General features: G+C 62.4%; 20 protein-coding genes and 1 pseudogene. 14 read left to right on the top strand and 7 right to left on the bottom strand.

The window, feature by feature from the left end:
- Together H8B02_RS29120 and H8B02_RS29115 are read right to left on the bottom strand one after the other, a co-directional pair.
- The coding region (locus tag H8B02_RS29120) for a 2-oxoacid:acceptor oxidoreductase family protein (RefSeq protein ID WP_229169401.1) at window positions 1-642 on the bottom strand (642 nt) is incomplete at its 3' end.
- A 10-nt stretch (window positions 643-652) separates the two neighbouring features.
- Window positions 653-2,812 (bottom strand): thiamine pyrophosphate-dependent enzyme, encoded by a 2,160-nt coding sequence (locus H8B02_RS29115; protein ID WP_229169400.1) that lies wholly within the window; start codon window positions 2,810-2,812, stop codon window positions 653-655.
- Between the two features lie 128 nt (window positions 2,813-2,940).
- Here H8B02_RS29115 and H8B02_RS29110 point away from each other — a divergent pair, with 128 nt between their 5' ends.
- The 5 genes from H8B02_RS29110 to H8B02_RS29090 all read left to right on the top strand — a co-directional run bounded on the left by H8B02_RS29110 (window position 2,941) and on the right by H8B02_RS29090 (window position 6,593).
- Window positions 2,941-3,108 carry a nitrilase-related carbon-nitrogen hydrolase gene (locus tag H8B02_RS29110; protein ID WP_312001322.1) on the top strand — a complete coding sequence of 56 codons (168 nt, stop codon included), beginning with the start codon at window positions 2,941-2,943 and terminating at the stop codon, window positions 3,106-3,108.
- 266 nt (window positions 3,109-3,374) lie between these two features.
- Window positions 3,375-4,481, top strand: coding sequence for a cupin domain-containing protein (locus H8B02_RS29105; RefSeq protein ID WP_229169399.1), 1,107 nt, complete (start codon window positions 3,375-3,377; stop codon window positions 4,479-4,481).
- A gap of 44 nt (window positions 4,482-4,525) precedes the next feature.
- A complete protein-coding gene (locus tag H8B02_RS29100; protein ID WP_229169398.1) occupies window positions 4,526-5,434 on the top strand; it encodes a fumarylacetoacetate hydrolase family protein in 909 nt (302 codons plus the stop codon).
- The gene (locus H8B02_RS29095; RefSeq protein ID WP_229169397.1) at window positions 5,434-5,871 is read left to right on the top strand and encodes an acyl-CoA thioesterase; all 438 of its coding nucleotides are present in this window, start codon (window positions 5,434-5,436) and stop codon (window positions 5,869-5,871) included. Before H8B02_RS29100 ends, H8B02_RS29095 begins: the two co-directional genes overlap by 1 nt.
- Window positions 5,868-6,593: a hypothetical protein gene (locus H8B02_RS29090; RefSeq protein ID WP_229169396.1), complete on the top strand. Its 726-nt coding sequence runs from the start codon at window positions 5,868-5,870 to the stop codon at window positions 6,591-6,593. Before H8B02_RS29095 ends, H8B02_RS29090 begins: the two co-directional genes overlap by 4 nt.
- Here H8B02_RS29090 and H8B02_RS29085 read toward each other — a convergent pair.
- Window positions 6,578-6,673 (bottom strand): annotated as a pseudogene (locus H8B02_RS29085) (IS5/IS1182 family transposase); the annotation flags it as partial. The gene H8B02_RS29090 and the pseudogene H8B02_RS29085 overlap by 16 nt on opposite strands.
- A 363-nt stretch (window positions 6,674-7,036) precedes the next feature.
- Here H8B02_RS29085 and H8B02_RS29080 point away from each other — a divergent pair.
- The 5 genes from H8B02_RS29080 to H8B02_RS29060 all read left to right on the top strand — a co-directional run bounded on the left by H8B02_RS29080 (window position 7,037) and on the right by H8B02_RS29060 (window position 15,122).
- A complete protein-coding gene (locus H8B02_RS29080) occupies window positions 7,037-8,281 on the top strand; it encodes an ABC transporter substrate-binding protein (protein WP_229169395.1) in 1,245 nt (414 codons plus the stop codon).
- A gap of 334 nt (window positions 8,282-8,615) precedes the next feature.
- Window positions 8,616-9,731: an efflux RND transporter periplasmic adaptor subunit gene (locus H8B02_RS29075; RefSeq protein WP_229169394.1), complete on the top strand. Its 1,116-nt coding sequence runs from the start codon at window positions 8,616-8,618 to the stop codon at window positions 9,729-9,731.
- 5 nt (window positions 9,732-9,736) lie between these two features.
- Window positions 9,737-12,802, top strand: a complete 3,066-nt coding sequence (locus H8B02_RS29070) for an efflux RND transporter permease subunit (RefSeq protein WP_229169393.1) — start codon at window positions 9,737-9,739, stop codon at window positions 12,800-12,802.
- A gap of 159 nt (window positions 12,803-12,961) precedes the next feature.
- A complete protein-coding gene (locus H8B02_RS29065) occupies window positions 12,962-13,450 on the top strand; it encodes a metal-independent carbonic anhydrase family protein (RefSeq protein WP_229169392.1) in 489 nt (162 codons plus the stop codon).
- A 34-nt stretch (window positions 13,451-13,484) separates the two neighbouring features.
- Complete coding sequence (locus H8B02_RS29060; RefSeq protein WP_229169391.1) at window positions 13,485-15,122, top strand: SulP family inorganic anion transporter; 1,638 nt, start codon at window positions 13,485-13,487, stop codon at window positions 15,120-15,122.
- Window positions 15,123-15,499: 377 nt separating this feature from the next.
- On the opposite strand, the gene H8B02_RS29055 is transcribed toward H8B02_RS29060, so the two are convergent.
- Genes H8B02_RS29055 through H8B02_RS29040 form a run of 4 tightly spaced genes read right to left on the bottom strand, consistent with a single transcriptional unit; the run spans window position 15,500 to window position 20,214 of the window.
- On the bottom strand, window positions 15,500-16,213 hold the full coding sequence (locus H8B02_RS29055; protein ID WP_229169390.1) for an ABC transporter ATP-binding protein: 714 nt from the start codon (window positions 16,211-16,213) through the stop codon (window positions 15,500-15,502).
- Window positions 16,210-17,979 (bottom strand): branched-chain amino acid ABC transporter ATP-binding protein/permease, encoded by a 1,770-nt coding sequence (locus H8B02_RS29050; RefSeq protein ID WP_229169389.1) that lies wholly within the window; start codon window positions 17,977-17,979, stop codon window positions 16,210-16,212. The genes H8B02_RS29055 and H8B02_RS29050 overlap by 4 nt, the downstream gene beginning before the upstream one ends.
- Window positions 17,976-19,019, bottom strand: coding sequence for a branched-chain amino acid ABC transporter permease (locus H8B02_RS29045; protein ID WP_229169388.1), 1,044 nt, complete (start codon window positions 19,017-19,019; stop codon window positions 17,976-17,978). Before H8B02_RS29045 ends, H8B02_RS29050 begins: the two co-directional genes overlap by 4 nt.
- 43 nt (window positions 19,020-19,062) lie before the next feature.
- On the bottom strand, window positions 19,063-20,214 hold the full coding sequence (locus H8B02_RS29040; protein ID WP_229169387.1) for an ABC transporter substrate-binding protein: 1,152 nt from the start codon (window positions 20,212-20,214) through the stop codon (window positions 19,063-19,065).
- Between the two features lie 224 nt (window positions 20,215-20,438).
- On the opposite strand from H8B02_RS29040, the gene H8B02_RS29035 reads away from it, so the two are divergent.
- The 4 genes from H8B02_RS29035 to H8B02_RS29020 all read left to right on the top strand — a co-directional run.
- A complete protein-coding gene (locus tag H8B02_RS29035; RefSeq protein ID WP_229169386.1) occupies window positions 20,439-20,759 on the top strand; it encodes a hypothetical protein in 321 nt (106 codons plus the stop codon).
- Between the two features lie 82 nt (window positions 20,760-20,841).
- On the top strand, window positions 20,842-21,624 hold the full coding sequence (locus tag H8B02_RS29030) for an aspartate/glutamate racemase family protein (RefSeq protein ID WP_229169385.1): 783 nt from the start codon (window positions 20,842-20,844) through the stop codon (window positions 21,622-21,624).
- Window positions 21,625-21,760: 136 nt separating this feature from the next.
- A complete protein-coding gene (locus H8B02_RS29025) occupies window positions 21,761-22,939 on the top strand; it encodes a thiolase family protein (RefSeq protein ID WP_229169384.1) in 1,179 nt (392 codons plus the stop codon).
- A partial coding sequence (locus H8B02_RS29020; RefSeq protein ID WP_229169383.1) for a zinc ribbon domain-containing protein occupies window positions 22,936-23,117 on the top strand: 182 nt, incomplete at its 3' end. The genes H8B02_RS29025 and H8B02_RS29020, both read left to right, overlap by 4 nt.

The following is a 23,117-nucleotide window of genomic DNA, read 5'->3' as shown; positions in this document are numbered from 1 at the left end:
CGCGGCCTCGAACGCGCGGACGCTGGCCTGCGCGCCCTTGTCGCCGGCGCGGATGACGTCGAGATAGCTCTCGCGGCTGAAGCTCAGCACGCCGGCGCCTGCGAGCGCGCCGAACATCGCGGCCGAGATGACGCTGCCATTGGCGATCGCCAGCGCGTTCATGTCGAAGATGATCTCGGTCTTGGCGGCGACCCCGATGGCGCCGGTCACCGCGCCCTGGTCGGCGATGCCGTTTCCCGGCGCGATCTTCTCGCCGATCGCAAACGTCCGGTGATTGGATGCGATCAGCGTGGTGCGGTCCGGCGTCACCAGGCCGCGCAGGATCGAGCGGCCGGCTTCCATGAATTCCGCCGCCATCACCACGTCGACGTCGCCCGGCGTCGGCATCAGCGACAGGATCGGCTTGCGGCCATCGAGCGGCGGCATCGCCTCGATGTAGTAGATCGTGGCGCCGGTGCGCTGGGCGACGCCGGGCACCGACGTCGACTGCGCGACCCAGCCATGGTTCTCGGCGAGCTGGACGATCCAGTCGGTGAGGACGCCGCCGCCCTGGCCACCCATCGCGACGATCGCGATCGAGATCGGCCGCTCGGTCGCGTCACCTGCGGCGGGGAGCGCCAACTGGACCGTTTCGTCTCTCATGCCAAGGTTCTCATGCCAAAGCCTCGAGCGCCGGACGCCGGCGATCACGCCGCCGTTGCAGCCAGCCGATCACGGCCATGGCGACCCGCGACTTGAACTTGTCCCAGCCGGTCGGATTGTGAATGACGTCTGCGCGATAGAACGAGGGGCACAGCACGGCCGCGTCCGCGACCTCGCCGCAATTGCCGCATCCGACGCAGGAATTGTCGATGGCCGCGACGGGATCGTCGCGCAAGGGATCGTCGAGCTGCTTGACCGAGAGCGACGGGCAGCCGGAGAGGCGGATGCAGGCGTGGTCGCCGGTGCAGACATCCTCGTCGACACCGAAGCGTTCCTTGACGGTGCGAACGCCGTCCTTGATCGCCTTGCTGATCTGCGGCTTCACGCGGCGCTGCTTGTTCAGCATGCATTCGGAGGACGCGACGATGACCTTCGGCCCTTGCTCCTTGGTCGTCAGCGCCTCCTTCAGCGTGTCGCGCATCCGGCCGACATCGTAGGTGCGGTCGATCTGCCGGACCCATTGCCCGCCGATGCCCTTCACGGCCTGCACGATCGAGTTGTTGGTGTTTCGCCGCTTGCTCGTCGCGCGCGACGACAGGATGTCCTGACCGCCGGTCGCCGAGGTGTAGTAATTGTCGACGATGATGAAGACGCCGTCATGCTTGTTGAAGACGGCGTTGCCGATGCCGCTGGTCAGCCCGTTGTGCCAGAAGCCGCCGTCACCCATCACGGCGATCGAGCGCTTGTCGGCCTTGACGTTGAAGGCCGAGGTCGAGGCCGGGCCAAGGCCAAAACCCATGGTCGTCGCGCCGATGTTGAAGGGCGGCAGGATCGAGAACAGGTGGCAGCCGATGTCGGCGGAGACGTGGTGCTGGCCGAGCTCGCTCTCGACGAGCTTCATGGCGGCGAAGATCGGCCGCTCCGGACAGCCGGTGCAAAGCCCGGGCGGACGCGCCGGCACGACGTGCTTCAGCTTCTCGACCTCGGGGTGGTTGAGCACAGGGCTCGCATCCGGCGCCGGTGGCCGATTGCCGAGCAGCCGCGGCTCGGTCTTCTCGATAAATTCGCGCACGCCGCCGAGCAGCACCTGCGCGGTATAGTCGCCGCCCATCGGCAGCACGTCCTTGCCGTGGATGCGCGCCTGGATATCCTTGCGGCGCAGCACCGTGTTGATCGCCTGCTCCAGATATTCCGGCTGGCCTTCCTCGACGATCAGGACGGCGTCCTTGTCGAGGCAGAACTCGGCGACCTCCGTGTCGATCACGGGGTAGGTGACGTTCATGACGTAGAGCGGAACCTGCGTGTTGCCGTAGGCATCGGATAGCCCGAGATATTGCAGTGCGCGGACGACATTGTTGTACATCCCGCCCTGCATGATGATGCCGACCTTGCCCTGCTTCGGCCCCATCCATTCGTTCAGCCTGTGGTCGCGGACGAAGTTGATGGCTGCGGGCATCCGCGTCTTGATCTTCTCCTGCTCATGCTCATAGGCCGCCGGCGGCAGCACGATGCGGCCGACGTCGCGCTTCGGATTGTTCAGGGCGTCCTTGATGGTGTGGGCCGGCTTGACATTGTCCTTGCAGGCAAAGCTGCCGTGCATGTGACAGGCACGGACGCGCACCTCCAGCATGACAGGGGTGTTCGAGACCTCCGAGAGCTCAAAGCCCTTCTCGATCAGGTTGACGATGCATTCATGGTCAGGCCGCGGATCCAGCAGCCAGATCTGCGATTTCATCGCAAAGGCATGGGTCCGCTCCTGCATGATCGAGGAGCCTTCGCCGTAATCCTCGCCGACGATGATCATCGTGCCGCCGGTGACGCCGCCGGAGGCGAGGTTGGCCAGCGCGTCGGAGGCAACATTGGTGCCGACCGTCGACTTCCACGCGACCGCGCCGCGCAGCGGATACATCACGGAGGCCGACAGCATCGCCGCTGCCGCCGCTTCATTGGCGGAACTCTGGAAGACGACGCCGAGATCGTCGAGCACGTCCTTGGCGTCGGCCAGCACGTCCATCAGGTGCGAGATCGGCGAGCCCTGATAGCCGCCGACATAGGCAACGCCCGATTGCAGAAGTGCCTTGGTGATGGCGAGGATGCCTTCGCCGCGGAAGGTGTCGCCGTCGCCGAGCCGGAGATCCTCGACCTCGCGAGCAAAAGACCGTTCAGCCATTGCACCCTCCAGAAATATGCTATAGCATACGTTTACATGTAAAGTAAGTCAACGCTGCGCCGTTGCCGTCAGGCTATGCGGATTTCTGCTCCGGACGGCGATGATGAGCCAGCGACAGGGTAGGGCCAATGCTGAAGCTGCCGCGCTTTAGAGCCGCCGCCGTCCAGGCTTCACCTGTATATCTCAACGCAAGCGCGACCGCCGACAAGGCGGCCTCACTGGTGCGTGAGGCGGCGGCGAACGGCGCGCGGCTGGTCGCATTCCCCGAAGTCTTCGTGCCCGGCAGGACGGAATGATGGGACGTGTCGATCCAACGACGCCACGAATCGCGAACCCTCCTCACCGTCGTCCTGGCGAAAGCCAGGACCCATTACCCCGAATGGTCATTGTCGAGCGATCTGGGGCCGCGATCCCTTTCACAATCAAATGCGGTGGTGATGGGTCCTGGCTCCCGTGCGCAATTGCGCACTAGGCCAGGACGACAGTCGTGATGTGGCGACAGGACTGCAAGAAACAGGACTGCACGAGACAGGACGTCATGAAATAAAACTTGGAGGACAGGATGGGTGAAAACGTCATCGGCCGGGCCAATGTCGAGGATACCCCGGAGCTCAAGGCCTACTACAAGGACCTCGAGAAGTTCGAAGCGGCCGCGCTGTGGACGGTCGCCAACAAGATCGAGCCGTGGCAGCCGCAGTCGGCGTCCGTTCCCGTTCTCTGGCGCTACAGCGATCTGCGTGAGCACGTGCTGCGCTCGGTGGAGTTAGTCTCGCCGGAGAAGGCGGGACGGCGGGTGATCTACCTCAACAATCCCGGTCGCCGCGACGTGTCGGCCGCGGTCGGCTGGCTCTATTCGGGCTTGCAGGTGATGCACCCGGGCGAAGTGGCGTCGGCTCATGCACATTCGGCCTCCGCCCTGCGCTTCATCATGGAAGGGACGGGCGCCTATACCATCGTCGATGGCCACAAGATGACACTCGGCGCGCGAGATTTCGTGCTGACGCCGAACGGCACCTGGCACGAGCATGGCGTCGAGGGAAACGGCTCGGTCTGCATCTGGCAGGATGGGCTCGACATTCCGCTCGTCAATGCGCTGGAGGCCAATTTCTTCGTCGTGCACCCGAAGGTCCAGCAGGAGGAGTCGGGCTATCCCGTCGACGACATGACCAAGACCTGGGGCAATCCCGGCCTTCGGCCCGCGGGCTCGCGATGGTCGAACGGTTATTCACCGATGTTCAAATATGAGTGGGAGCCGACTTACGAGTCGTTGCGGAAATATGCCGCCGCCACCGACGGATCGCCCTATGACGGCATCCTGATGAACTATGTCAATCCGATCACCGGCGGACATGTGATGCAGACCATCGGCGCGAGCATGCAGTTGCTGCGGCCGGGCGAGAAGACCAAGTCGCACCGGCACACCGGAAGCTTCGTCTATCAGGTCGCCAAAGGACACGGCTATTCCGTGATCGGCGGCAAGCGGTTCGAGTGGCAGGAGCGCGATATTTTCTGCGTTCCGTCCTGGGCCTGGCATGAGCACGGCAACGCCTCCGGGAGCGAGGACGCCTGCCTGTTCTGCTTCAATGACCTGCCCGTCATCGAAGGGCTCGGTCTCTACCGGGAAGAGGCTTATGGCGACAATGCCGGCCATCAACCGGTCGCGGCCTGACCTTTCCCCGCAGAATTCAACCCGAATAATCGGATCAAGCTCTCATGCGTCTAGTCACCTACACCTTGGGCTCCAGCGGCGCCCGGCTTGGGGTTGTCGTCAACGGATTGGTTGTCGATGTCGAGCGGCTCGGTGCGTCACGCGGCCTTGTCTGGGCAGGCGATATGCTCTCTTTGATCGATAACGCCGTCACGCTGCTGCCGGCGCTGAGGGAATGCCTGGACAGCGCCAACGGGGCGCTGCCGGTCGGCGCCGCCGTTCCGCTCGAGGATGTCAGGCTGCAGGCGCCGATCCCGCGCCCGCGGAAGAACATCTTCGGGATCGGACTGAACTATCGGGCGCATGTGGCGGAGTCCGCCAAGAGCCTCGACACCGACAAGGATCTGCCGAAGCAGCCGGTGGTGTTCTCCAAGCCGCCGACCGCCGTGATCGGACCGGGAGCCGCGATCCAGCACGATGCCAGCATCACCCGGCAGCTCGACTGGGAGGTCGAGCTCGCCGTCATCATCGGCAAGACCGCGACCCGCATCCCGGTCGAGAAGGCGATGGACCACGTCTTCGGCTATTCCGTGATGATCGATATTTCCGCGCGCGACAATCGCCGCGCCGGACAGTGGATCTTTTCCAAGGGCATGGACACCTACGCGCCGTTCGGCCCCTGCATCGTGACTGCGGATGAGATTCCCGATCCGCATGACCTCAGGCTTTGGCTGACGAAGAATGGCGTCATAAAGCAGGACTCCAACACCAAATACATGATCTTCGATATTCCGGCCCTGATCGCCGACATCTCGTCCGGCATGACGCTCGAGCCGGGCGACATCATCGCGACCGGAACGCCCGAAGGCGTGGGCGCCGGCATGAGCCCGCAGGAATGGCTGTGGCCCGGCGACGTGGTCGAGGCGGGCGTCGATGGCGTCGGCGTCATCCGGCACCCCGTTGTCGCGATCTGATGACGCCGTTCTCGTTCGATCGCGAGCTGAGGTTCGGGGACTGCGATCCATCGGGGATCGCCTACTTCCCGTCCTACCTGAACATGCTCAATGGCGTGGTCGAGGAGTTTTGGGCTGTAATCGGATTCTCCTGGCCCGAGCTGGTCACGGTCCGCAGGATCGGGACCCCGACCGTGCATCTGACCTGCGACTTCTCGCGGCCGTCGAAATTCGGCGAACGCCTGACGTTCGGCCTTCGCATCGTCAGGATCGGCCGCGCCTCGCTCCATCTGGCGCACGTCGTGACGGGCGCAGATGGCGTGCGCTGGCGGGCGCGCCAGATCCTCGCCGCGACGTCGCTGGTCGATCATCGCGCAATTCCGTGGCCCGACGACGTCCGTGCCGCGCTCGAGCTGCATCGCCAAGCAGACGAAAACACGCAGATGGTGTCGCTATGATCTCGCTGTTCATGACGTTCTCCGATCCGAAAGCCGAGCGACGAATTCACGCGGACGATCTCGCGGCTGCCACTGCCATGGTGGGGTCTACTCCGGGGATGGCCGAGGGCCTGCTGTTTACGCCGCTGGAGCAATCGGTCGATCATCCCTACAAGGCCGACGGGCCCGGGCCGGCATTTGCGCTGCAACTGCGTTTTCCGAACCTGTTTGCGTGCGAGGCGGCGATGGATCGCGGTGGCGTGCTCGCAGGTCTTGCGGCAGGTCGCGGACTGCCGAGCCTTGCCGGATTGGACGTGACGCACCAGGCGATGGTGACGCGTGCCTATCCCGTCGACGACGCCACGCATGCGAAGGGTACGGTCACGCCGTGCAGCTACCTCGTGCACTATCCCGGGCCGGCCGACGATATCAATGCCTGGAATTTGCATTACCTGGAGCATCATCCGTCGATCATGCGGAGCTTCCCTGAGGTCCGTCAGATCGAGATCTACACGCGCATCGATTGGGTCGACCGGCTGCCGTCGCAGCGGGTCGAGTACATGCAGCGCAACAGACTGATGTTCGACAGCCCGAAAGCCCTCGCGCTCGCGCTGAGCTCCGACGTGATCAAGCGCATGCGCGCGGACTTCGTCCGGTTTCCGCCGTTCGTGGGCGGCAACAGGCATTTTCCGATGCTGACGAGTGTTGTGCGGCCAAAGAAGTCCCAGGGCGTAAACTCATAACGCGCGGCCAGCCATATCCGGATAGATGCGAGTTGGACAAGGGCAAGGTAGTTTCCCGCAAGGGGACGCTTGCGGGTAGAAGCGGACATCGGCCAGCCGACAATCTCCGCTGAAACCGTCCAAAATGACCCATCAGCGAAGTAGCGACACGCCTCATTGAGGCCCGTTCAACGGGGCGTAGCCGACCGGATGTGCTCACGTTGAGTTCTTCATATTTTGACCCGCAGGCGACTGAAACTTGGCCATTCTGATTTAGGAGCAACCGCACTTCTTCGGCCGAGAGTACACGCGACGGTCAGTTATATTGACCAATCGCACCAATGCACGGCGGAGATGTGGTCTGACGTCGACAGGCTTTGATAAAAGATGTTCAATCTCCGCGAGAGACCCGACAAGAGGTCCAAACAAACAGGCACCTTCATCAGTTATAGGGAGAAACGATAATGTCTTTCGTCACGCGACGATGGGCGGCGTTGTCGACCGCCATCATTTTGTTCGCTTACAGCGGAAGCGGCGCAATTGCTCAGAAACAATACGATGCTGGTGTAACCGACACCGATATTAAGATCGGCAACATTATGCCGTACAGTGGACCTGCGTCGGCCTATGGCGTCATCGGCCGGACGATGAGCGCCTATTTTCGGATGATCAACGACAACGGCGGGGTCAATCAGCGCAAGATAATCTTCATTTCCTACGACGATGGCTATAGTCCTCCAAAGACGGTGGAGCAAGCGCGCAAGCTGGTCGAGAGCGACGAGGTCTTTCTGATTTTCGCGTCACTTGGCACGGCCACCAACGCGGCTATCCAGAAATACATGAATACGATGCGTGTGCCGCAATTATTCGTGTCGACCGGTGCCTCGCGGTTTGGCGATCATGAGCATTTTCCATGGACGATCGGCTGGCAGCCGACTTACCGCGCGGAGGCTCGTGTTTATGCTAGCTACATTCTGAAGAACCATCCGACAGCTAAAGTTGGTGTGCTCTACCAGAACGACGATTTTGGCAGGGACTACATTCAAGGTCTCAAGGACGGGCTTGGCGACAAGTTTGACAAAATGGTCATCGTCAGCGCGCCCTATGATGTCGGCACCCCAACCGTAGATTCGGAGGTAGTGGCAATCAGGACTGCGAAACCCGACGTGCTCATCAATATTTCAACACCGAAATATGCGGCGCAGGCTATCAGAAAAGTCGCTGAACTCGGGTGGCACCCCATCCACATCATGTCGAACGTCTCGAGCTCAATTGGTGGGGTACTGAAGCCCGCAGGCCCCAAGAATGCCGAGGGTATCCTCACCGCCCTCTACAATATGGATGTCACCGATCCGCAGTGGGACAACTACCCCGGCATGCAGCACTTTCGCGCCTTCCTAGCAAGGTATTATCCGGAAGCCGACAAGTCCGACGGCGGTACATTGGCGGCCTACACATTGTCGACGGGATTGGTCGAAGTCTTGAAACAGTGCGGTGATAACCTGACACGTGAGAACGTGATGAAGGTGGTTGCCAATCTTGATTTCGAGATCGAAACCCTCCGTCCGGGTATCCGCGTCAAGACCTCGCCGACCGATTTTTATCCGGTCGAACAGATGCGAATGAGCCGCTTCAACGGCGAACACTGGGAAGGGTTCGGCCCGATCATCGACGCGCACGTCGATCAGGTGGCGCTTTCTTCTAAATAGCTATTTCCAAGGAGGAGATTGCGCCTCCACATTCGCGTGCATCAAGATGAGGAACGGTGATGGGCCCGAGGCGGATGTCCGCCTGTGGCCCATCGCGACATACCGCGCTGCCGCACGAACTTGGTCGCTATAGAAAGACTTCTACCTTCGTAGCGATGAGGCGCTCCTCCTAACCGAAAAGGCCGAGCGATCCGCCATCAGGCTGCGGGCCGGTAGACGGTTGGCAGAAGACAAGGAGGCAGACCGTAGGATAAGCGTCAGTCTTTCAGGCTGCGATTGGACGGTCGAAATAACTTAGCTATAATATGAAAAGTCCGTAGCGCGGAGCTTGGTTATGAGATCCGGTCAGAATGCGCTCGCGATAGCCACGGGACTGATCCTGCTTCTTGGCCTATGCAATTGCTCGGAAAAGCAGGGCGAGCCTGCCGAGCAGCCGGTTCGCGGGCTTCGCGCCTACAAGGTCGCTGCGACGGCGGAGAGCCGTTTGCGCCACTTCCCAAGCATCCTGCAGCCCGCCGATGTGAGCCGTCTATCCTTCGAAATCGCTGGACAACTCAGGGCCGTAACTCTGGAAGCTGGCCAAAAAGTCCAATTAGGAGACGTCCTGGCAGAGATCGACCCGCGGTCGCTGCAGACACAGGTCGACCAGGCGAGCGCTGGCGTAAAGCAGGCTCAGGCGCAGTTGGACAATGCCGACGCGGAATTTCAGCGCCAGGATCAGCTTCTGAAGAGAGCTGTTACGACACAAGCCAACTTCGATCGAGCCAACGCAGCACTCCTGACTGCCAAAGCGCAGCTCGACCAGGCGCAACGTCAACTGGATCTGGCAACCCACAATCTCGATCGAAGTAAGCTGCTGGCTCCCTTCAGCGGCACAATTGCCGGCGTCGAGGTGAAATCATTTGCGCAGGTGGCGGCAGGTCAATCGATTGTTACGCTGTATAGCGACGACAGCTTCGAGATGGACTTCCTGGTGCCGTCAGGAACGTTCCAGACACTCACGGTTGGACAGTCGGTCGTAGTAAAGGTCGCCGACAGGTCCGATCTTTCCCTCAAGGGGGAGATCAAGGAGCTGGGCTCGAAGGCCCAACAAGTGTCGGCATTTCCAGTCGTGATCAGGCTCAAGAACAGCACGCCCGGCCTTAATGCCGGCATGTCGGTCGAGGTGACGATAGAGGAGCCTCTGGTCGGCGGCAGCGCAAGCGGCTTCTTGCTGCCGCTTACCGCGCTTGTTCCGGAGGGCGGCAGCGATTTGCGGGGTATCGCGACCGTATTCCTTTATGACGCGGCGGCCTCGACGGTCAAAAAGCGCCAAATCACCGTTGGCGGCATTCGCGACAATCGACTTGTCGTCACGGAGGGGCTCGGTGTCGGTGACATCGTAGCCTCTGCCGGCGTGTCCTATTTGACTGATGGTGAGAAAGTGAAACTTCTTCCGCTACAGGAGTAGCGCTTTTGAATTTCCTAACCCGGTTCGGCCTGGCGCGCTCCCGCTTCACCATCACCATCATGGTCGGCCTGCTGGCGGCGGGCTTTGCGCTGTATCCTGATTTCCCCAAACGTGAAGATCCGGTCGTGGTGATTCGAACGGCCGTGGTGTCCGCGCTGTTTCCGGGAATGGCCCCCGAACGCATGGAAAATCTCGTCGCCGTTCCGATCGAGAGGAAGATCAGGGAGCTTGCCGAGGTCAAGGATATTCGTTCGCTGGTAATCGAGGGATCACTGGTCGTTTACGTCGACCTCGAGGACGAAGTCGGCGATGTCAACGCGGCATGGCAACGCCTGCGCGACAAGATGACCGACGTCAAGATCGAGCTGCCAGACAACACCATCGGCCCCTTCGTCAACAGCGACTTCGGCGACGTCGCGATTGCTACGGTTGCAATCACGGCCGAGGGTTTTACGCAGCGCGAGATGAAGGATGTCGCGGACGATTTCCGCAAGAAGCTCTATCTGGTTCATGGGGTGGCCAAAGTTGAAGTGCTGGGGGTTCAGGAAGAACGTGTCTGGCTTGAGATCGACACCAGCAAGCTGGCGGCCGTCGGCGCTCAGGTGACCACCCTTGTCAAGGATTTACAAACGCAGAACGTCATCCTGCCAGCCGGAAATATCGTAGCCGACGGCACTCGAATCCTGCTGGAGGCTTCCGGCGATTTTCCAAACGTGCGCGCCATCGAAACCATGTTGACCCGGGTTGGCACTACGGAGAATCTGGTGCGGCTGTCCGACGTCGTCTCGGTGCGCCGCGACTACGTCTCGCCGAAGGTAAAACCGATCTTTTTCAATGGTCGGCCCGCCGTCGTGCTCAGCATCGTGATGCAACCGGATCAGGACGTTACCCAACTCGGGAAAAAACTTCGCGCCTTTGCGCGCAGCTATCGGGACGCGCTGCCGATCGGTTACGAAATCGATTTCGCGGCCTACCAGGCCGAACAGGTCAGCGCCGCAGTCAATTCGGCGCTCTCGAGCGTCGCCCAGACGTTCCTCGTCGTCGGCGCGATCGTCATCATCTTCCTCGGGCTGCGGGTCGGATTGATCGCAGCGATGATCGTTCCTTTTGCCGTGATGTTCTCGCTCATCGGGATGCGCATGCTCGGGATCGCACTTGAGCAGGTTTCGATCGCAGCGATCATCATTGCACTAGGCCTTCTGGTCGACAATGGTGTCGTGATCGTCGAAGACATCATCAGTCGTGTGGGACGGGGCATGTCGCCGACGGATGCCGCGCTGGCGTCGGGGCAGCAATATGCTTTTCCCCTTCTGGTTTCGTCGATCACGACGGTTGCCGCATTTCTTCCGCTCTTCCTGCTCCCGGGAGCGGTGGGCGAATACGGCTTTTCACTCGGCGCTGTCGTCGCGGTTACGCTGGGCGGCTCATGGATTGCCGCGCTTTATATTCTTCCTGCCTTGACGGTCTGGTTCATGGGCACGAGAATCCGCACAAGCAGTGAAAGCAATCCCGAGTCGGGCCTTCATAAGGCCTATGGCGCGGTGCTGCGCGTGGTGCTTCGCGCCTCTCCGGTCGTGTTGGGCGTCTGCGGTGTGCTGGTCGTGCTTTCCGTAATGCAGTTCGGCCGGATCCCCAAGCAGATGTTTCCGCTCAGCGAACGTAACCAGTTCCTGATCTACATGAACATGCCTGACGGCACCGATATATCGGAGACCGAAAACAGCGCCTTGAAGATTTCCCGGTGGCTTGCGGACGCAAAAGAAAACCCGGAGATCGCGAGCCACATCCTTTATGTCGGCGATGGCGGGCCGCGGTTCTATCTGTCATTGACGCCGGTGCCGGCGGACCCAGGTACGGCCTTTTTTCTGGTCAACACCAAAGATTATCAGGGGGCCGTTCGCGCCGCGGATCGTGCATGGAAGTATTTGTTCCAAAATCATCCCGAAGCGCGATTCAAGATCAAGCGGCTTGCGATGGGGGGAGTGGAAGCTGGCATCGTCGACGTCGAAATATCGGGGCCGGATGCAGATCGCCTTCTCGCGCTTAGCGCGCAGGTGCGGTCCCTGTTCCGGAGCGCGCCCGGAATTCGGGACAATGATGACGACTGGGGAAACAAGGTCATCAAGGTCATTGTTGACGTCAATCAGGACCGCATCCGGCAGCTTGGGTTGACGTCCGAAGAAATAACCCAGCAGCTGAGGACGTATTTCACGGGAACCTCGGTTTCGGTCTATCGCGAGGGTGATAACTCGATCCCGATCGTATTCCGGGCCGGCGCGGAGACACATAGAAGCATCGAAGGGCTGACCAGCGCCACCTTCGCTCACAATGGAAGCCTGATTCCGCTTGCCCAGGTCGCGACATTACGCGTCGGTTTTGACTTTTCGAGAATACGCCGGAAGAATCAGGAGAGGACGATCATCGCCACCGGCCGGAGCGCGACGCTGACGGCCGGTGAGCTTTTGGCGCATATCCAGCCCGGCCTAAACAAGCTCGATCTCGGCGGCGGATACCAGGTCGTTATCGGCGGCGAGATCGAAAAGAGTTCCGAGACCAATCAAAGGCTCAGCAAATGGCTTCCGGCTGCCCTTGTGGTCATGGTGATTGCGATCATCCTGCAATTCAACTCGTTCCGTCGCACGCTGCTGACGTTCGTGACCATCCCGTTGATTTTTGTCGGGATACCCTGGGCGCTTCTGGCGACCGGACAGCCGCTGTCGTTTTTCGGAACGCTCGGGATCATCAGCCTTGCGGGCATCATCATCAACAACGCGATCGTGCTGATCGACCAGATTGATATCGAGCGCGAGACGCTGGATCTGCAGGAGGCTGTGGTCGCGGCGTCCAAAAAGCGGTTGCGTCCGATCCTTCTGACCTCGGCGACCACCGTTCTCGGGCTGATGCCTATGGCGATCTTCGGTGGAGCGCTTTGGACGCCGATGGCAGTCTTGATGATGTCAGGGCTTGCCGTGGCGTCGATACTGACACTGCTGTTCGTTCCTGCCGGGTACTTGTTGCTGTTCGGTTTCGGCAAAAAGCCCGGCCACGCCATCGATCAAGCGGGACGCTGATCCTGGCGGAGAGCGTGTCGGGCATGAGTTCACGGGCCGGAGTCGCTCGCTGCTCAGTATCGCGAAATCGGTTCCCACCGGGCGGACGGACTGCTAATCTTAGTTACTCCGCTTGCAAACTTGTCTCCCGACCAAGAAGCCAAGGATTGGAGCACCCTCATGATCCCCATCACCGAAGACGACGTCAACGCCGTTCAGCAAGCCTGGTGCGATGCACTGATACGCATTGGCGCGGTGCACGCCGAAGGCGGTGACTTCCGTGCCGTCGCCGGCGCGCTGATCGATGACCTGTACGATTACGCGGAGGGTACCGTCTTCTTCAAGCCGACGCTCGCCTTCGGCAAGAACGCGTTCCGCAGCACGAAGAAGGGTGCGCTGTCCTACTTCGTCGCAGGTGATCCCGACTTCCCGGAGGACAAGGGGTTTGCGCTGAATCACTGGGTAAAGGTCTGGTACGACAACAACGCCGCGGAGAACGGAATCCAGATTCACGGCAACATCGCCATCACCATGGGCAATGTTTATGCGCAGAGCGCATCCGGGGATGAGATAATGGTGGACAAGACCTTCGTTTTTCGCCGCTGCGCCGACGGCCGGTTGCGGCTCTGTGCGCACAAATCGGCGCTGCCGTACTCGCCGGACAACTGAGACGGGCGCAGAGCTTCCAGGTGGGTCGACAATAATGGCTATCAAATTTATTCCGAGCCGGGGGGACCTGTTCGGTGGGCTTTCCGCAGGCGTCGTTGCTCTGCCGTTATGCCTCGCGCTCGGCGCCCTCTCGGGTCTTGGCCCGGAAGCCGGTCTCTATGGTGCCATCGTGCTCGGGATACTCGCCTCGCTATTCGGTGGTACGCCAGTGCTTGTGTCTGGCCCCACCGCGCCGATGACGCTGGTCTCGGCCGGCGTCGTCGCCGCGAGCATGCTTCCCAACGGCGAGGTGAACCTTGCTTTTGTCGTCGCCGTCTTTCTGCTGACGGGCGCACTGCAGGCGCTGATGGGGTTGCTGCGCCTCGGGAGTTACATCCGCTACGTGCCGTATCCGGTGATCTCCGGATTCATGAGCGGCATTGGCGTCCTGATCTTCATCCAGCAAATTTTCCCGATGGCCGGCATGGCGGCGCCTTCCTCGGATCCCGCAAAGATCCTTGCCAAGCTGCACACGCTGCCCGCCGGATTCGCCTGGCCGGTCGCGCTGATGGCCGCGGCGACGCTTGCAATCATCTATCTCCTGCCGCGCGTCACGCGCGCGGTGCCTTCATCCGTCGTCGCCCTGGTGCTGGTGACCGGGGGCTCGCTCCTGTTCGGCGTGGACGCGCCGCGCATTGGCGCCATCCCGTCCGGGCTGCCGGCCTTTGTCGTGCCCGAATTCGACTACACGCGAGTGAGCTTCATCGTGACCACGGCGCTGGAGCTCGCATTGCTTGGCGCGATCGATTCGCTGCTGAGTGCCTTGCTGGCTGACAACATCACGAAGACCCATCACGCCAGCAATCGCGAGCTGATCGGACAGGGTATCGGCAACATGGCCGCGGCGCTGGTCGGCGGGCTCCCGGGCGCTGGCGCCAGTATCCGCACCATCGTCAATATCGAGGCCGGTGGTAGCACACGTCTGTCGGGGGTCGTTCACGGGGTATTCCTGCTGGCGGTGTTGCTAGGCCTTTCCGGTGTGGTGCGATACATCCCGACTGCGGTGCTGGCCGGTATCCTCGTCGCGGCCGGCCTGAGTTGCATCGACAGGCGTGGCCTGGGCCACATAACAAAGGTACCTCGCGCGGACGCGGCACTAATGCTCCTGGTGCTGGTGCTGACGGTTTTCTCGGGGGTAATCGTCGCCGTTGCCGCCGGCCTGATCGCAGCCTCCTTTGTCTTCATGAAGAACGTCGCCGATCTCTCCGAACAGCAGACTACCATCGGCCCGATGGCAGACGAGTCCTGGGCCGACGAGCTTAGCCTGCCCGCGGCGGACCGCGACCGGCTCCTTGTCAAGCGCCTCGAAGGCCCGCTGTTCTTCGGCTTCGCCCGCGGTTTCGCGGACATCGCCATGCGCGCGCGGGGCGGCAAGTTGCTCGTGCTCCGCATGGACCGAGTCCGCTTCATGGACCAGTCGGGCGCCTATGCACTTCAGGACGCGTTGATCGACCTGAAGGCCGCCGGCCAGCGCATCCTCATCGTCGGGCTGCCAGTGGCGCAGCTCGACATCTTGAAGACGCTCCACCTCGTTCCGGATGTCGTGCCGGAGAAGGACCTGTTTGAAGATTTTCGCTCGCTAAAGAACTCTCTGCCATGCGTACTGGCGGAGACACGAGCGGTCCCAGACTAGTCTATGTTCTGGACGATCTGATTGCTGACGCAGCTACACCTCACAAAAGTTGTAGCTGAATTGCTGCATTGGGCGGGTCTGGTAGTGGCCCATCTCGACATACTGGGCTGCCGCACGAACTTGGTCGCTATAGGAGCAAAGCGGACAAAGCCACCCGTCACATGACGCCGCGGGTTTATAGGTACGAGGCCCGGAGAGCATGCCGCGGCGATGATGGCATTGTGCGCCTGATTTGCCCGACGAAGCAAGTAGATTCTGAAAATCAGCATGCGTTGCGGCGGGCCATCAAGCCATTGATCTTGCTGTGGCCGGCTACTGTGCATGGGGTTGTTTTCGATTTTTGTCGTGCGGCTCGCCGGGATCGACCCAAACTGGTCTCAGTGGCCGCCGAGATAGGCCGTGATCAGCCGGGGATCGTGGATCAAATCCTTGGCAGGGCCGGACTGCACGATCTCGCCGGTCTCCAGCACGTAACCATAGTCGGCGGCTTCGAGCGCGGCGCGGGCGTTCTGCTCGACCAGCAGGATCGACACACCGAGGTCGCGCAGGGACGCGATGGTGCGAAAGATCTCGCGCACGATCAGCGGCGCAAGGCCGAGGCTGGGCTCGTCGAGCATCAGAAGCGCGGGCTTGGCCATCAGCGCGCGCCCCAGCGCGAGCATCTGGCGCTCGCCGCCGGAGAGTGTACCTGCAGCCTGGCGTTGCCGCTCCTTCAGCCGCGGAAAACGATCATAAACCTCATCCAGCGTCTTTCGGACACCGGAACGGTCGCGCAGGCTGTAGGAGCCGAGCAGGAGGTTATCGGCGACCGACATGTCGGAGAACAGCTCGCGCTTCTCCGGAACCAGGCAGAGCCTGCGCTCGACGCGATCCTCGACCGACATCTTACCGAGATCGTTGCCGCGGAATGCCATGCGGCCACGCGATCCGAGCAGCCCGATGGCGGCCATCAGTAGCGTGGTCTTGCCGGCGCCGTTCGGACCGATCACGGTGACGATCTGTCCTTCGTCGACCGACAGCGAGACGTTGCGAACGGCCTCGACGTTGTCGTAGCAGACGGTGACGTCGGTCATGGAGAACATATCGCTCACGCGACGCCCCCGAGATAGGCCTCTTGAACCCGCTCATCGCTGCGGATCGCGCTTGGAACGCCCTCGCAAAGCTTGGAGCCGAAATCGAGCACCACGATGCGGTCGACCAGCGACATCACGAACTCCATGTCGTGCTCGACGATGAGGATGGTCAGGTGATCCGCCCGCAGCGAACGGAGCAGCTCCGCCAATCTCAGCTTTTCTTGGCGGCGCAGGCCCGCCGCCGGCTCGTCCAGCACAAGCAGCGCGGGATCTGCGGCGAGCGCGCGTGCGATCTCCAGGATGCGCTGGTTGCCGAGGGGAAGACTGCCGGCGAGCTCGAACGGCTTGTCGCCGAGCCCGACGCGCTCGAGCTGCAGCAGCGCCTCGTGCCGGGCGCTGGCTTCCTCACGCTGGTTGAGGCGAAAGGCGCCGGCGAACAGGCCGGTGCGGGTCCGGCTGTAGGTGCCGAGCATGACGTTCTCCAGCAGGTTCATGCGCGGCCGCAGCTTCACATGCTGGAAGGTCCTGGCGACACCCGCCTTGGCGATGCGGGATTGCGGATCACGCGTGATCAGGCGGCCCGCAAAGACGATCTCGCCCTTGTTGACCCGCAGCGCGCCGGTCAGGCAGTTGAACATCGTGCTCTTGCCGGCGCCGTTCGGACCGATGACGGCAAGAATCTCGCCGGATCTCACCTCGAAGCTGACATTGTTGACCGCGACGAGGCCGCCGAACCGGCGCTCGGCGCCATCAACTTTCAGGAGAAGCTCGCCCGGTGCCGGCTGCGGCCGGCGCGGCAGCGGCGGTGCAGGCTGCGGCCGCTCGCGCCTGGTCTTCGGCAGATAGCGCGCAATCGAGGGGACGATGCCCTGCCGCGCCCATTGCAGGAACAGGATGAACAGCGCGGAGAAGGCGACGATCTCGAGTTGCCCGGATGCGCCCTTGGCGATCAGCGGCAGATAATCCTGCACGCTGTTCTTGAGCAGGGTCACGATGGCGGCGCCGACGACACCGCCGAGCAGGCTGCCCGCGCCGCCGACCATCGTCATCATCAGGTACTCGATGCCCATGCTGGCATCGAACGGACCCGGGCTGATGAAGCGGCTCATATGCGCGTAAAGCCATCCGGAGAGCGAGGCCAGGAACGCCGCGATCACGAACGTCACGAGCTTGATCCGGAAGGCGTTGATGCCGAGGCTCTCGACCAGCGTATTGCCGCCGCGCAGGGCCCGCATGGCGCGGCCGAGCCGCGAGTCCAGGAGATTGTAGCCGAGCAAGAGCACCAGGGCGACGATGCCCCAGATCAGATAATAGATCTGTGCGCTGGAGACGAGCGCGAGCGAGCCAAGACTGATCGGCGGGATCGACGAGATGCCGTTGAAGTGGCCGAGCCCCTCGACATTTCCGAACAGGAAGCCGATCGCAAGGCCCCATGCGACGGTCGAGAGCGAGAGGAAATGGCCCTGCAGGCGCAAGGTGACGACGCCGAGGATGGCTGCGACGCCGCAGGTCAGCGCCACCCCGAACAGCAGGCCGAGCCAGGGCGAATGCCCGTTCAGGGCGGAGACCCACGCTGTCGCATAGGCCGCGATGCCGACGAACGCAGCCTGTCCGAACGACACGATGCCGCCGACACCGGTGAGGAGCGCAAGGCCGATGGCGACCAGCGAGTAGATGCCGATATAGTTCATCAGCGTGACGCTGAACGGGCTCAGGACGAGGGGCGCGAGTGCGAGGCACGCCAGCGCTGCTACTGCTGCGAGCTGAACATGAAGGCGCGTCATTCCTCGATCTCCTCCTCGGAATGCAGCGAGGCGAGAGATCGCCAGATCAGAACCGGGATCAGCAACGAGAACACGATCACGTCTTTCAGCGCACTGCTCTGGAAAGATGCGAAGCTTTCGAGGATGCCGACCCCGACCGCGCCGATCGCGGCACCGGGATAGCTGGTCATGCCGCCGACGATGGCGCCGACGAACGCCTTCAGACCGATCAGGAAGCCGGAATCGTAGAACACGGTATTCACCGGCGCGATCAGGATCCCGGATACGCCGGCCATCAGCGAGCCCAGCAGGTAGGCGATGGTGCCGGCCCGCGCCGGCCGGATCCCCATCAGCCGGGAGCCGGTCCGGTTCACCGCGGTGGCGCGGAGCGATTTTCCGACCAGCGTGAAGTCGAAGAAGAGATAGAGGAGGCCGCTGAAGACGAGCGCGGCGATCACGATCAGCATGGTCTGGCCCGAGATCAGGACGCCGGCGAGCTCCGTTGAGAGCGACGTCAGCGGCTCCGTCCGGACTCCCTCGGGGCCGAAGAACAGGAGGCCAAGACCGACCAGCGCGAAATGCAGCGCCACGGAGACCGTCAGCAGCAGGAGCACGGTGCCGTCGGCGATCGGGCGGAAGACGATCCGGTCAAGCAGAGGGGCGATCGGCGTGATCAGCATCAGCGCGAGCACGAGCCGGACGGCGAGCGGCGGGTCGATGCGCATGGTGAGCCAGGCGATGCCGACGACCGCCAATGGAACAGCGAGATAGAAAAAAAGCGCGCGCGGCAGCAGGCGAAGCTCGCCGTTGCGAATGAGCGAGATGATCTCGATCAGGGTCGCAAGGCACGCCAGCACCACGACCAGCGCGCCAGTTCCGGGAAAGCGCTTGGCATCGAGGGCTGCAAGCGTCAGCGCGGTGAAGGCGGCGATGTCGCCGAACGGAATGAAGATGACCCGTGTCACCGTGAAGATGAGCACGGTTCCGATCGCAACCAGTGCGTAGACCGCACCGGTGGCGATCCCATCGATCGCAAGGATGGCCGCGATATCGCTCGTCATTGAGACGCCGTTCCCCCGTTCTGGCCGCCGGCCAACTTCCCGCTTACGGCGCGTACTTCCAGACGCCGCCGGTCAGGCGGACCACCACCAGCGAGCGCTCGTCGACGCCGGTCACCGCACCGGGCTTGAAGTTGTAGACGGCATGCACGCCGGGCAGTTCCTTGGTGCTGAGGATGGCGTCTCGCAGCGCCGTACGGAATTCCGTCGTGCCGGGCTTCGCGGTCTTCAACGCCCGCTCGGCGGCGTTGGCAAAGATCAGCCAGGCATCGAAGGAGTAGGCGGAGAATCCGTCAGTGGTCGGAATGTTGTGGGTCTTCTGGTAGACCGCGCGGAAATCGAGCGCGATTTTCTTGGCGAAATGCTCGTCCGGAAGCTGTTCGGCCACGATCACGGGGCCGGCGGAGACCTGAATGCCCTCGGCGGCCTTGCCACCCACGGTGACGAAGTCCGGATTGACCAGCGCCACGGTGCCGTAGGTATTGCCCTTGAAGCCGCGCTCGGAGAGCGTGATGAGAGGCAACGCGCCTTGCGTACCGGAGCCACCGATCAGCACCGCGTCGGGACGTGCAGCCATGACCTTGAGGATCTGCGCGGTCACCGAGGTATCGGTGCGGGCATAGCGCTCGTTGGTCTGGACCTTGATGTCGTCGATGGGCTCGGCGGCCTTGGCTCCGTTGTAGACGAGGTCGCCCCACGCATCGGAGAAGCCGATATAGCCGATGTTCTTCATGCCATCGCGCTTCATCCTATCTGCGACGATCCTGACCAGGAGCGAAGCCGGCTGCGGCACCGCGACGACCCATTGCTCCGGCGATTCCGGAAGCTTGCCGATCGGCGAGATCGAGATCATCGGCACCTTCAATTCGCTGGCGACGGCCGCCATGGCGATGGTCGAGGGGGTCGTCGCGGTGCCGATCAGGAGGTCGACCTTCTCCTCCTCGACGAGCTTGCGCGCGTTGCGCGTCGCGGCCGACGGATCGGAACCGTCGTCGAGCTGGATCAGGCGGATGGTCTCGCCGTTGATCGTCTTCTTGTATTCATAGGCGGCATTGATGCCGCGCCCATAGGGGATGCCGATCGACGCGCCATTGCCGCTCAGCGAGGTAACAAAGCCGATCGTGATGTCGGCTTGCGCAGCCGGTGCTGCGAAGGCGCCGGCGACAAGTGCGAGTAAGCCCAAGGTCTTCTGCCGCATTTGCGTTGTCCTCCGTTGATGCTGGATACGAATGTCCGGAAGCCGGGCAGGAGCCCGAGCTGTGCACGAACCGATTGAAGGCATTGCTGCAGCGCCAGACGCCGGGCGCGGCGAGAGGAAAGTTCGCTTGGCCGGGGCGTCAGCGGCCATGGCGAGATGTGCCGCGCGAATAGCGGGCGGGCCTGCGGCAACCGGCGTGCATCTGTCGAAGCGAAGGAAGGCGAATGCCGCAGCCGCGATGCGCGACCGGCGATGTTGCTGCCGGCCATTCAGGCCCGACGATAGTCCACGCGATTGAGTTTCTCAAAATCGGTGCCCTGCAACATCATCGTCATGGCCACCGGCATTGGCCGGTGGTCGATTACTTAAAGCCTAAAGTATTCTCCGTGGCGCCGTCAACACGTGTCGCGGGGCTGCCAGAAAAAAATGTTGCTGCATACAATTCCGTCAGAGTGCGCCATTTCCTTCATCCCTTTGTCCCGAAAATTGGGCCTTCTCGTCGCGACGAAGAGGCCCCCTTGGCGAGCGCCATCGTGCGCATTTGACGGGTCAATTAGTTTATGGTTGAAATATATTGATCGGCAGGCCGACGGCCGATGCTCCCGTCACCGTTTGAGGAGAAGGGCGATGCGCATCTTCTGGCAGAGTTTCGTCGATGCGAGCGTGAACGCGCCCTATATGGCGCGGCTGTCGGAGTATCTCAACAAGATCGCTGCGCCCGGCACGACGGTTCATGTCGAAGGCATTTCGCCGCCGGATCGGGAGTTCGGCCGGCTTGCCGAATTGCGCTGCGCGGTTCAGGCGATCGACAACGGCATCGCGGCCGAAGAGGGCGGGTTCGATGCCTTCGTGATGGGCCACTTCCAGGATCCGGGACTTTATGAACTCCGCGCGACGCTCGACATTCCCGTGATCGGGACCGGCGAGGCGACGCTGCTTGCGGCCTCGCAACTCGGACGGCGCCTCGGCCTCGTGACGCTCGATCCCGTCTTCGAGGTCTGGCACTACGAGCAGGCCGAACGCTACGGCCTCGGTGATCGCGTTGTCCATGTGACCGGCCTCGGCTGCAAGCCGGAGGATTTCGCCGGTGCGTTCGCGGGCGACCAGGCGGCCCACGCCCGGATGATCGAGGATTTTCTGGCCTGCGCCCTGCCGTTGGTGGAGCGCGGAGCCGATGTGGTGATCCCTGCCGGTGTGCTGCCGGGCCTCTTGATCGGGCGGGAGCACGGCCTGAAGGTCGGGCATGCGCCGGTCGTGAACTGCGCCGCGGTGGCGTTGAAGAGCGCCGAGATGTGGGTGCAGCTCAGACAACTCAACGGCACTGAGCCGAGCCGCGGGCCGAGCTTCAGGCGTGCCAGTGCGTTGGCCCGTGATGATTTCCGGGCGATGCTCGCGCGCAACAAGCGTTAGCGCCCGAACAGCCGACCAGCTCTGGAGAGCCAGGCGTGACGAGACCCGAGAAGGTGACCCTGTTCGAATACGACTCGTGGCAGTATCGATATGAAGCTGACGGTGATCTGAGGCGGGCAGGCAAGGCAGGCGGCCGGTGAAGAATTCGTTGCGCACACCGTATGAGGGTATCGTGATGGCGGCTCCCGTCACGATCCCCTATGCGCGCTATTCCATCGAGAGCGCGCAATGGTGGATTGGCCGCGCGCTGAGCGCGCTGGTCGCGCGGGCCGGCATCAAGGCCTCCGATATCGACGGCCTGTGCGTCTCCAGCTTCACCATGGGGACTGACAGCGGGATCGGACTGACACAGCATTTCGGGCTGTGCGTCAGATGGCTGGACACCATCCCGCTCGGCGGCGCCAGCGCCATCGCGGCATTGCGGAAAGCGGCGCGCGCGGTGCAGGCACACGATGCCGACATCGTGGCTTGCGTGGCCGGCGATACCAACCACGTCGATTCCTTCCGCCTGACGCTCGAGAATTTCTCGCGCTTCAACCAGGACGCGGTCTATCCTTATGGCGCAGGCGGCGCCAATGCGAGCTTCGCGCTGATCGCGCGCAACTATATGCGGACCTATGGCGTCAGGCGCGAGGACGTCGGCAGGATCGCGGTCGCCCAGCGCGCCAACGCGCTGCGCAACCCGCATGCGCTGATGAAGGCGCCGCTGACGATCGAGCAGTACCTGGCGGCCCGTCCCATTTCCGACCCCATTCATCTGTTCGATTGCGTCATGCCGTGCGCCGGTGCCGAGGCCTTCCTTGTGATGCGGGACGAGACCGCGGCATCGCTCGGCTTGTCGGCTGCACGATTGCTGTCGACGATCGAGCGGCACAACGCCTTCGCCGACGATCCGATGCAGGTGCGCGGCGGCTGGGCCATGGATGTCGGCGAACTCTACGCGATGGCCGGCGTGAAGCCCGACGATCTCGATATCGTCCAGACCTATGACGACTATCCAATCATCACGATGATGCAGTTCGAGGATCTCGGCTTCTGCAACAAGGGCGAGGGCGCGGCCTTCGTTCGTCAGCACGATCTGACGGTTGACGGCGACTTTCCGCACAACACCTCGGGCGGCCAGCTCTCGGCAGGGCAGGCGGGCGCCGCCGGCGCCTATCTCGGGCTCGTCGAAGGATTGCGGCAGGTCCTGGGAGAAGCCGGTCCCACGCAGGTGAAGGATGCAAAGCTCGGTTTGGCCTCGGGCTTCGGTATGATCAACTATGATCGCGGCCTGGCTTCGGGCGCCGCGATCTTTGCAGGGCCCGCGCGATGATCGATCCGATTGAGCCACCCCGGCGCAAGAACCCGCTGCTGCGGACGCGGCTTCCGACGTCGCCGCCGCGAGCGCGCAGCAGGACATCGCACGGGTTCACGCGCGCCGCCGCCGAAGGGCGCTTCATGCTGCAGCGCTGCGAGGCCTGCGGCGCCTTCGCTATCCGGCACGCGAGGCG

This window comes from Bradyrhizobium altum, from assembly GCF_020889705.1.
Taxonomy (GTDB): Bacteria; Pseudomonadota; Alphaproteobacteria; order Rhizobiales; family Xanthobacteraceae; genus Bradyrhizobium; species Bradyrhizobium altum.
The sequence above is the reverse complement of the archived record's forward strand: the minus strand, read 5'-3'. Positions and strand labels throughout refer to the sequence as shown.

Bases quoted from the DNA above. Each gene is read 5' to 3' on its own strand.
- H8B02_RS29115 (WP_229169400.1), bottom strand. From the start codon at position 2,812: ATGGCTGAACGGTCTTTTGCTCGCGAGGTCGAGGATCTCCGGCTCGGC.
- H8B02_RS29110 (WP_312001322.1), top strand. From the start codon at position 2,941: ATGCTGAAGCTGCCGCGCTTTAGAGCCGCCGCCGTCCAGGCTTCACCT.
- H8B02_RS29105 (WP_229169399.1), top strand. From the start codon at position 3,375: ATGGGTGAAAACGTCATCGGCCGGGCCAATGTCGAGGATACCCCGGAG.
- H8B02_RS29100 (WP_229169398.1), top strand. From the start codon at position 4,526: ATGCGTCTAGTCACCTACACCTTGGGCTCCAGCGGCGCCCGGCTTGGG.
- H8B02_RS29095 (WP_229169397.1), top strand. From the start codon at position 5,434: ATGACGCCGTTCTCGTTCGATCGCGAGCTGAGGTTCGGGGACTGCGAT.
- H8B02_RS29090 (WP_229169396.1), top strand. From the start codon at position 5,868: ATGATCTCGCTGTTCATGACGTTCTCCGATCCGAAAGCCGAGCGACGA.
- H8B02_RS29080 (WP_229169395.1), top strand. From the start codon at position 7,037: ATGTCTTTCGTCACGCGACGATGGGCGGCGTTGTCGACCGCCATCATT.
- H8B02_RS29075 (WP_229169394.1), top strand. From the start codon at position 8,616: ATGAGATCCGGTCAGAATGCGCTCGCGATAGCCACGGGACTGATCCTG.
- H8B02_RS29065 (WP_229169392.1), top strand. From the start codon at position 12,962: ATGATCCCCATCACCGAAGACGACGTCAACGCCGTTCAGCAAGCCTGG.
- H8B02_RS29060 (WP_229169391.1), top strand. From the start codon at position 13,485: ATGGCTATCAAATTTATTCCGAGCCGGGGGGACCTGTTCGGTGGGCTT.
- H8B02_RS29050 (WP_229169389.1), bottom strand. From the start codon at position 17,979: ATGACGCGCCTTCATGTTCAGCTCGCAGCAGTAGCAGCGCTGGCGTGC.
- H8B02_RS29045 (WP_229169388.1), bottom strand. From the start codon at position 19,019: ATGACGAGCGATATCGCGGCCATCCTTGCGATCGATGGGATCGCCACC.
- H8B02_RS29040 (WP_229169387.1), bottom strand. From the start codon at position 20,214: ATGCGGCAGAAGACCTTGGGCTTACTCGCACTTGTCGCCGGCGCCTTC.
- H8B02_RS29035 (WP_229169386.1), top strand. From the start codon at position 20,439: ATGCCGCAGCCGCGATGCGCGACCGGCGATGTTGCTGCCGGCCATTCA.
- H8B02_RS29030 (WP_229169385.1), top strand. From the start codon at position 20,842: ATGCGCATCTTCTGGCAGAGTTTCGTCGATGCGAGCGTGAACGCGCCC.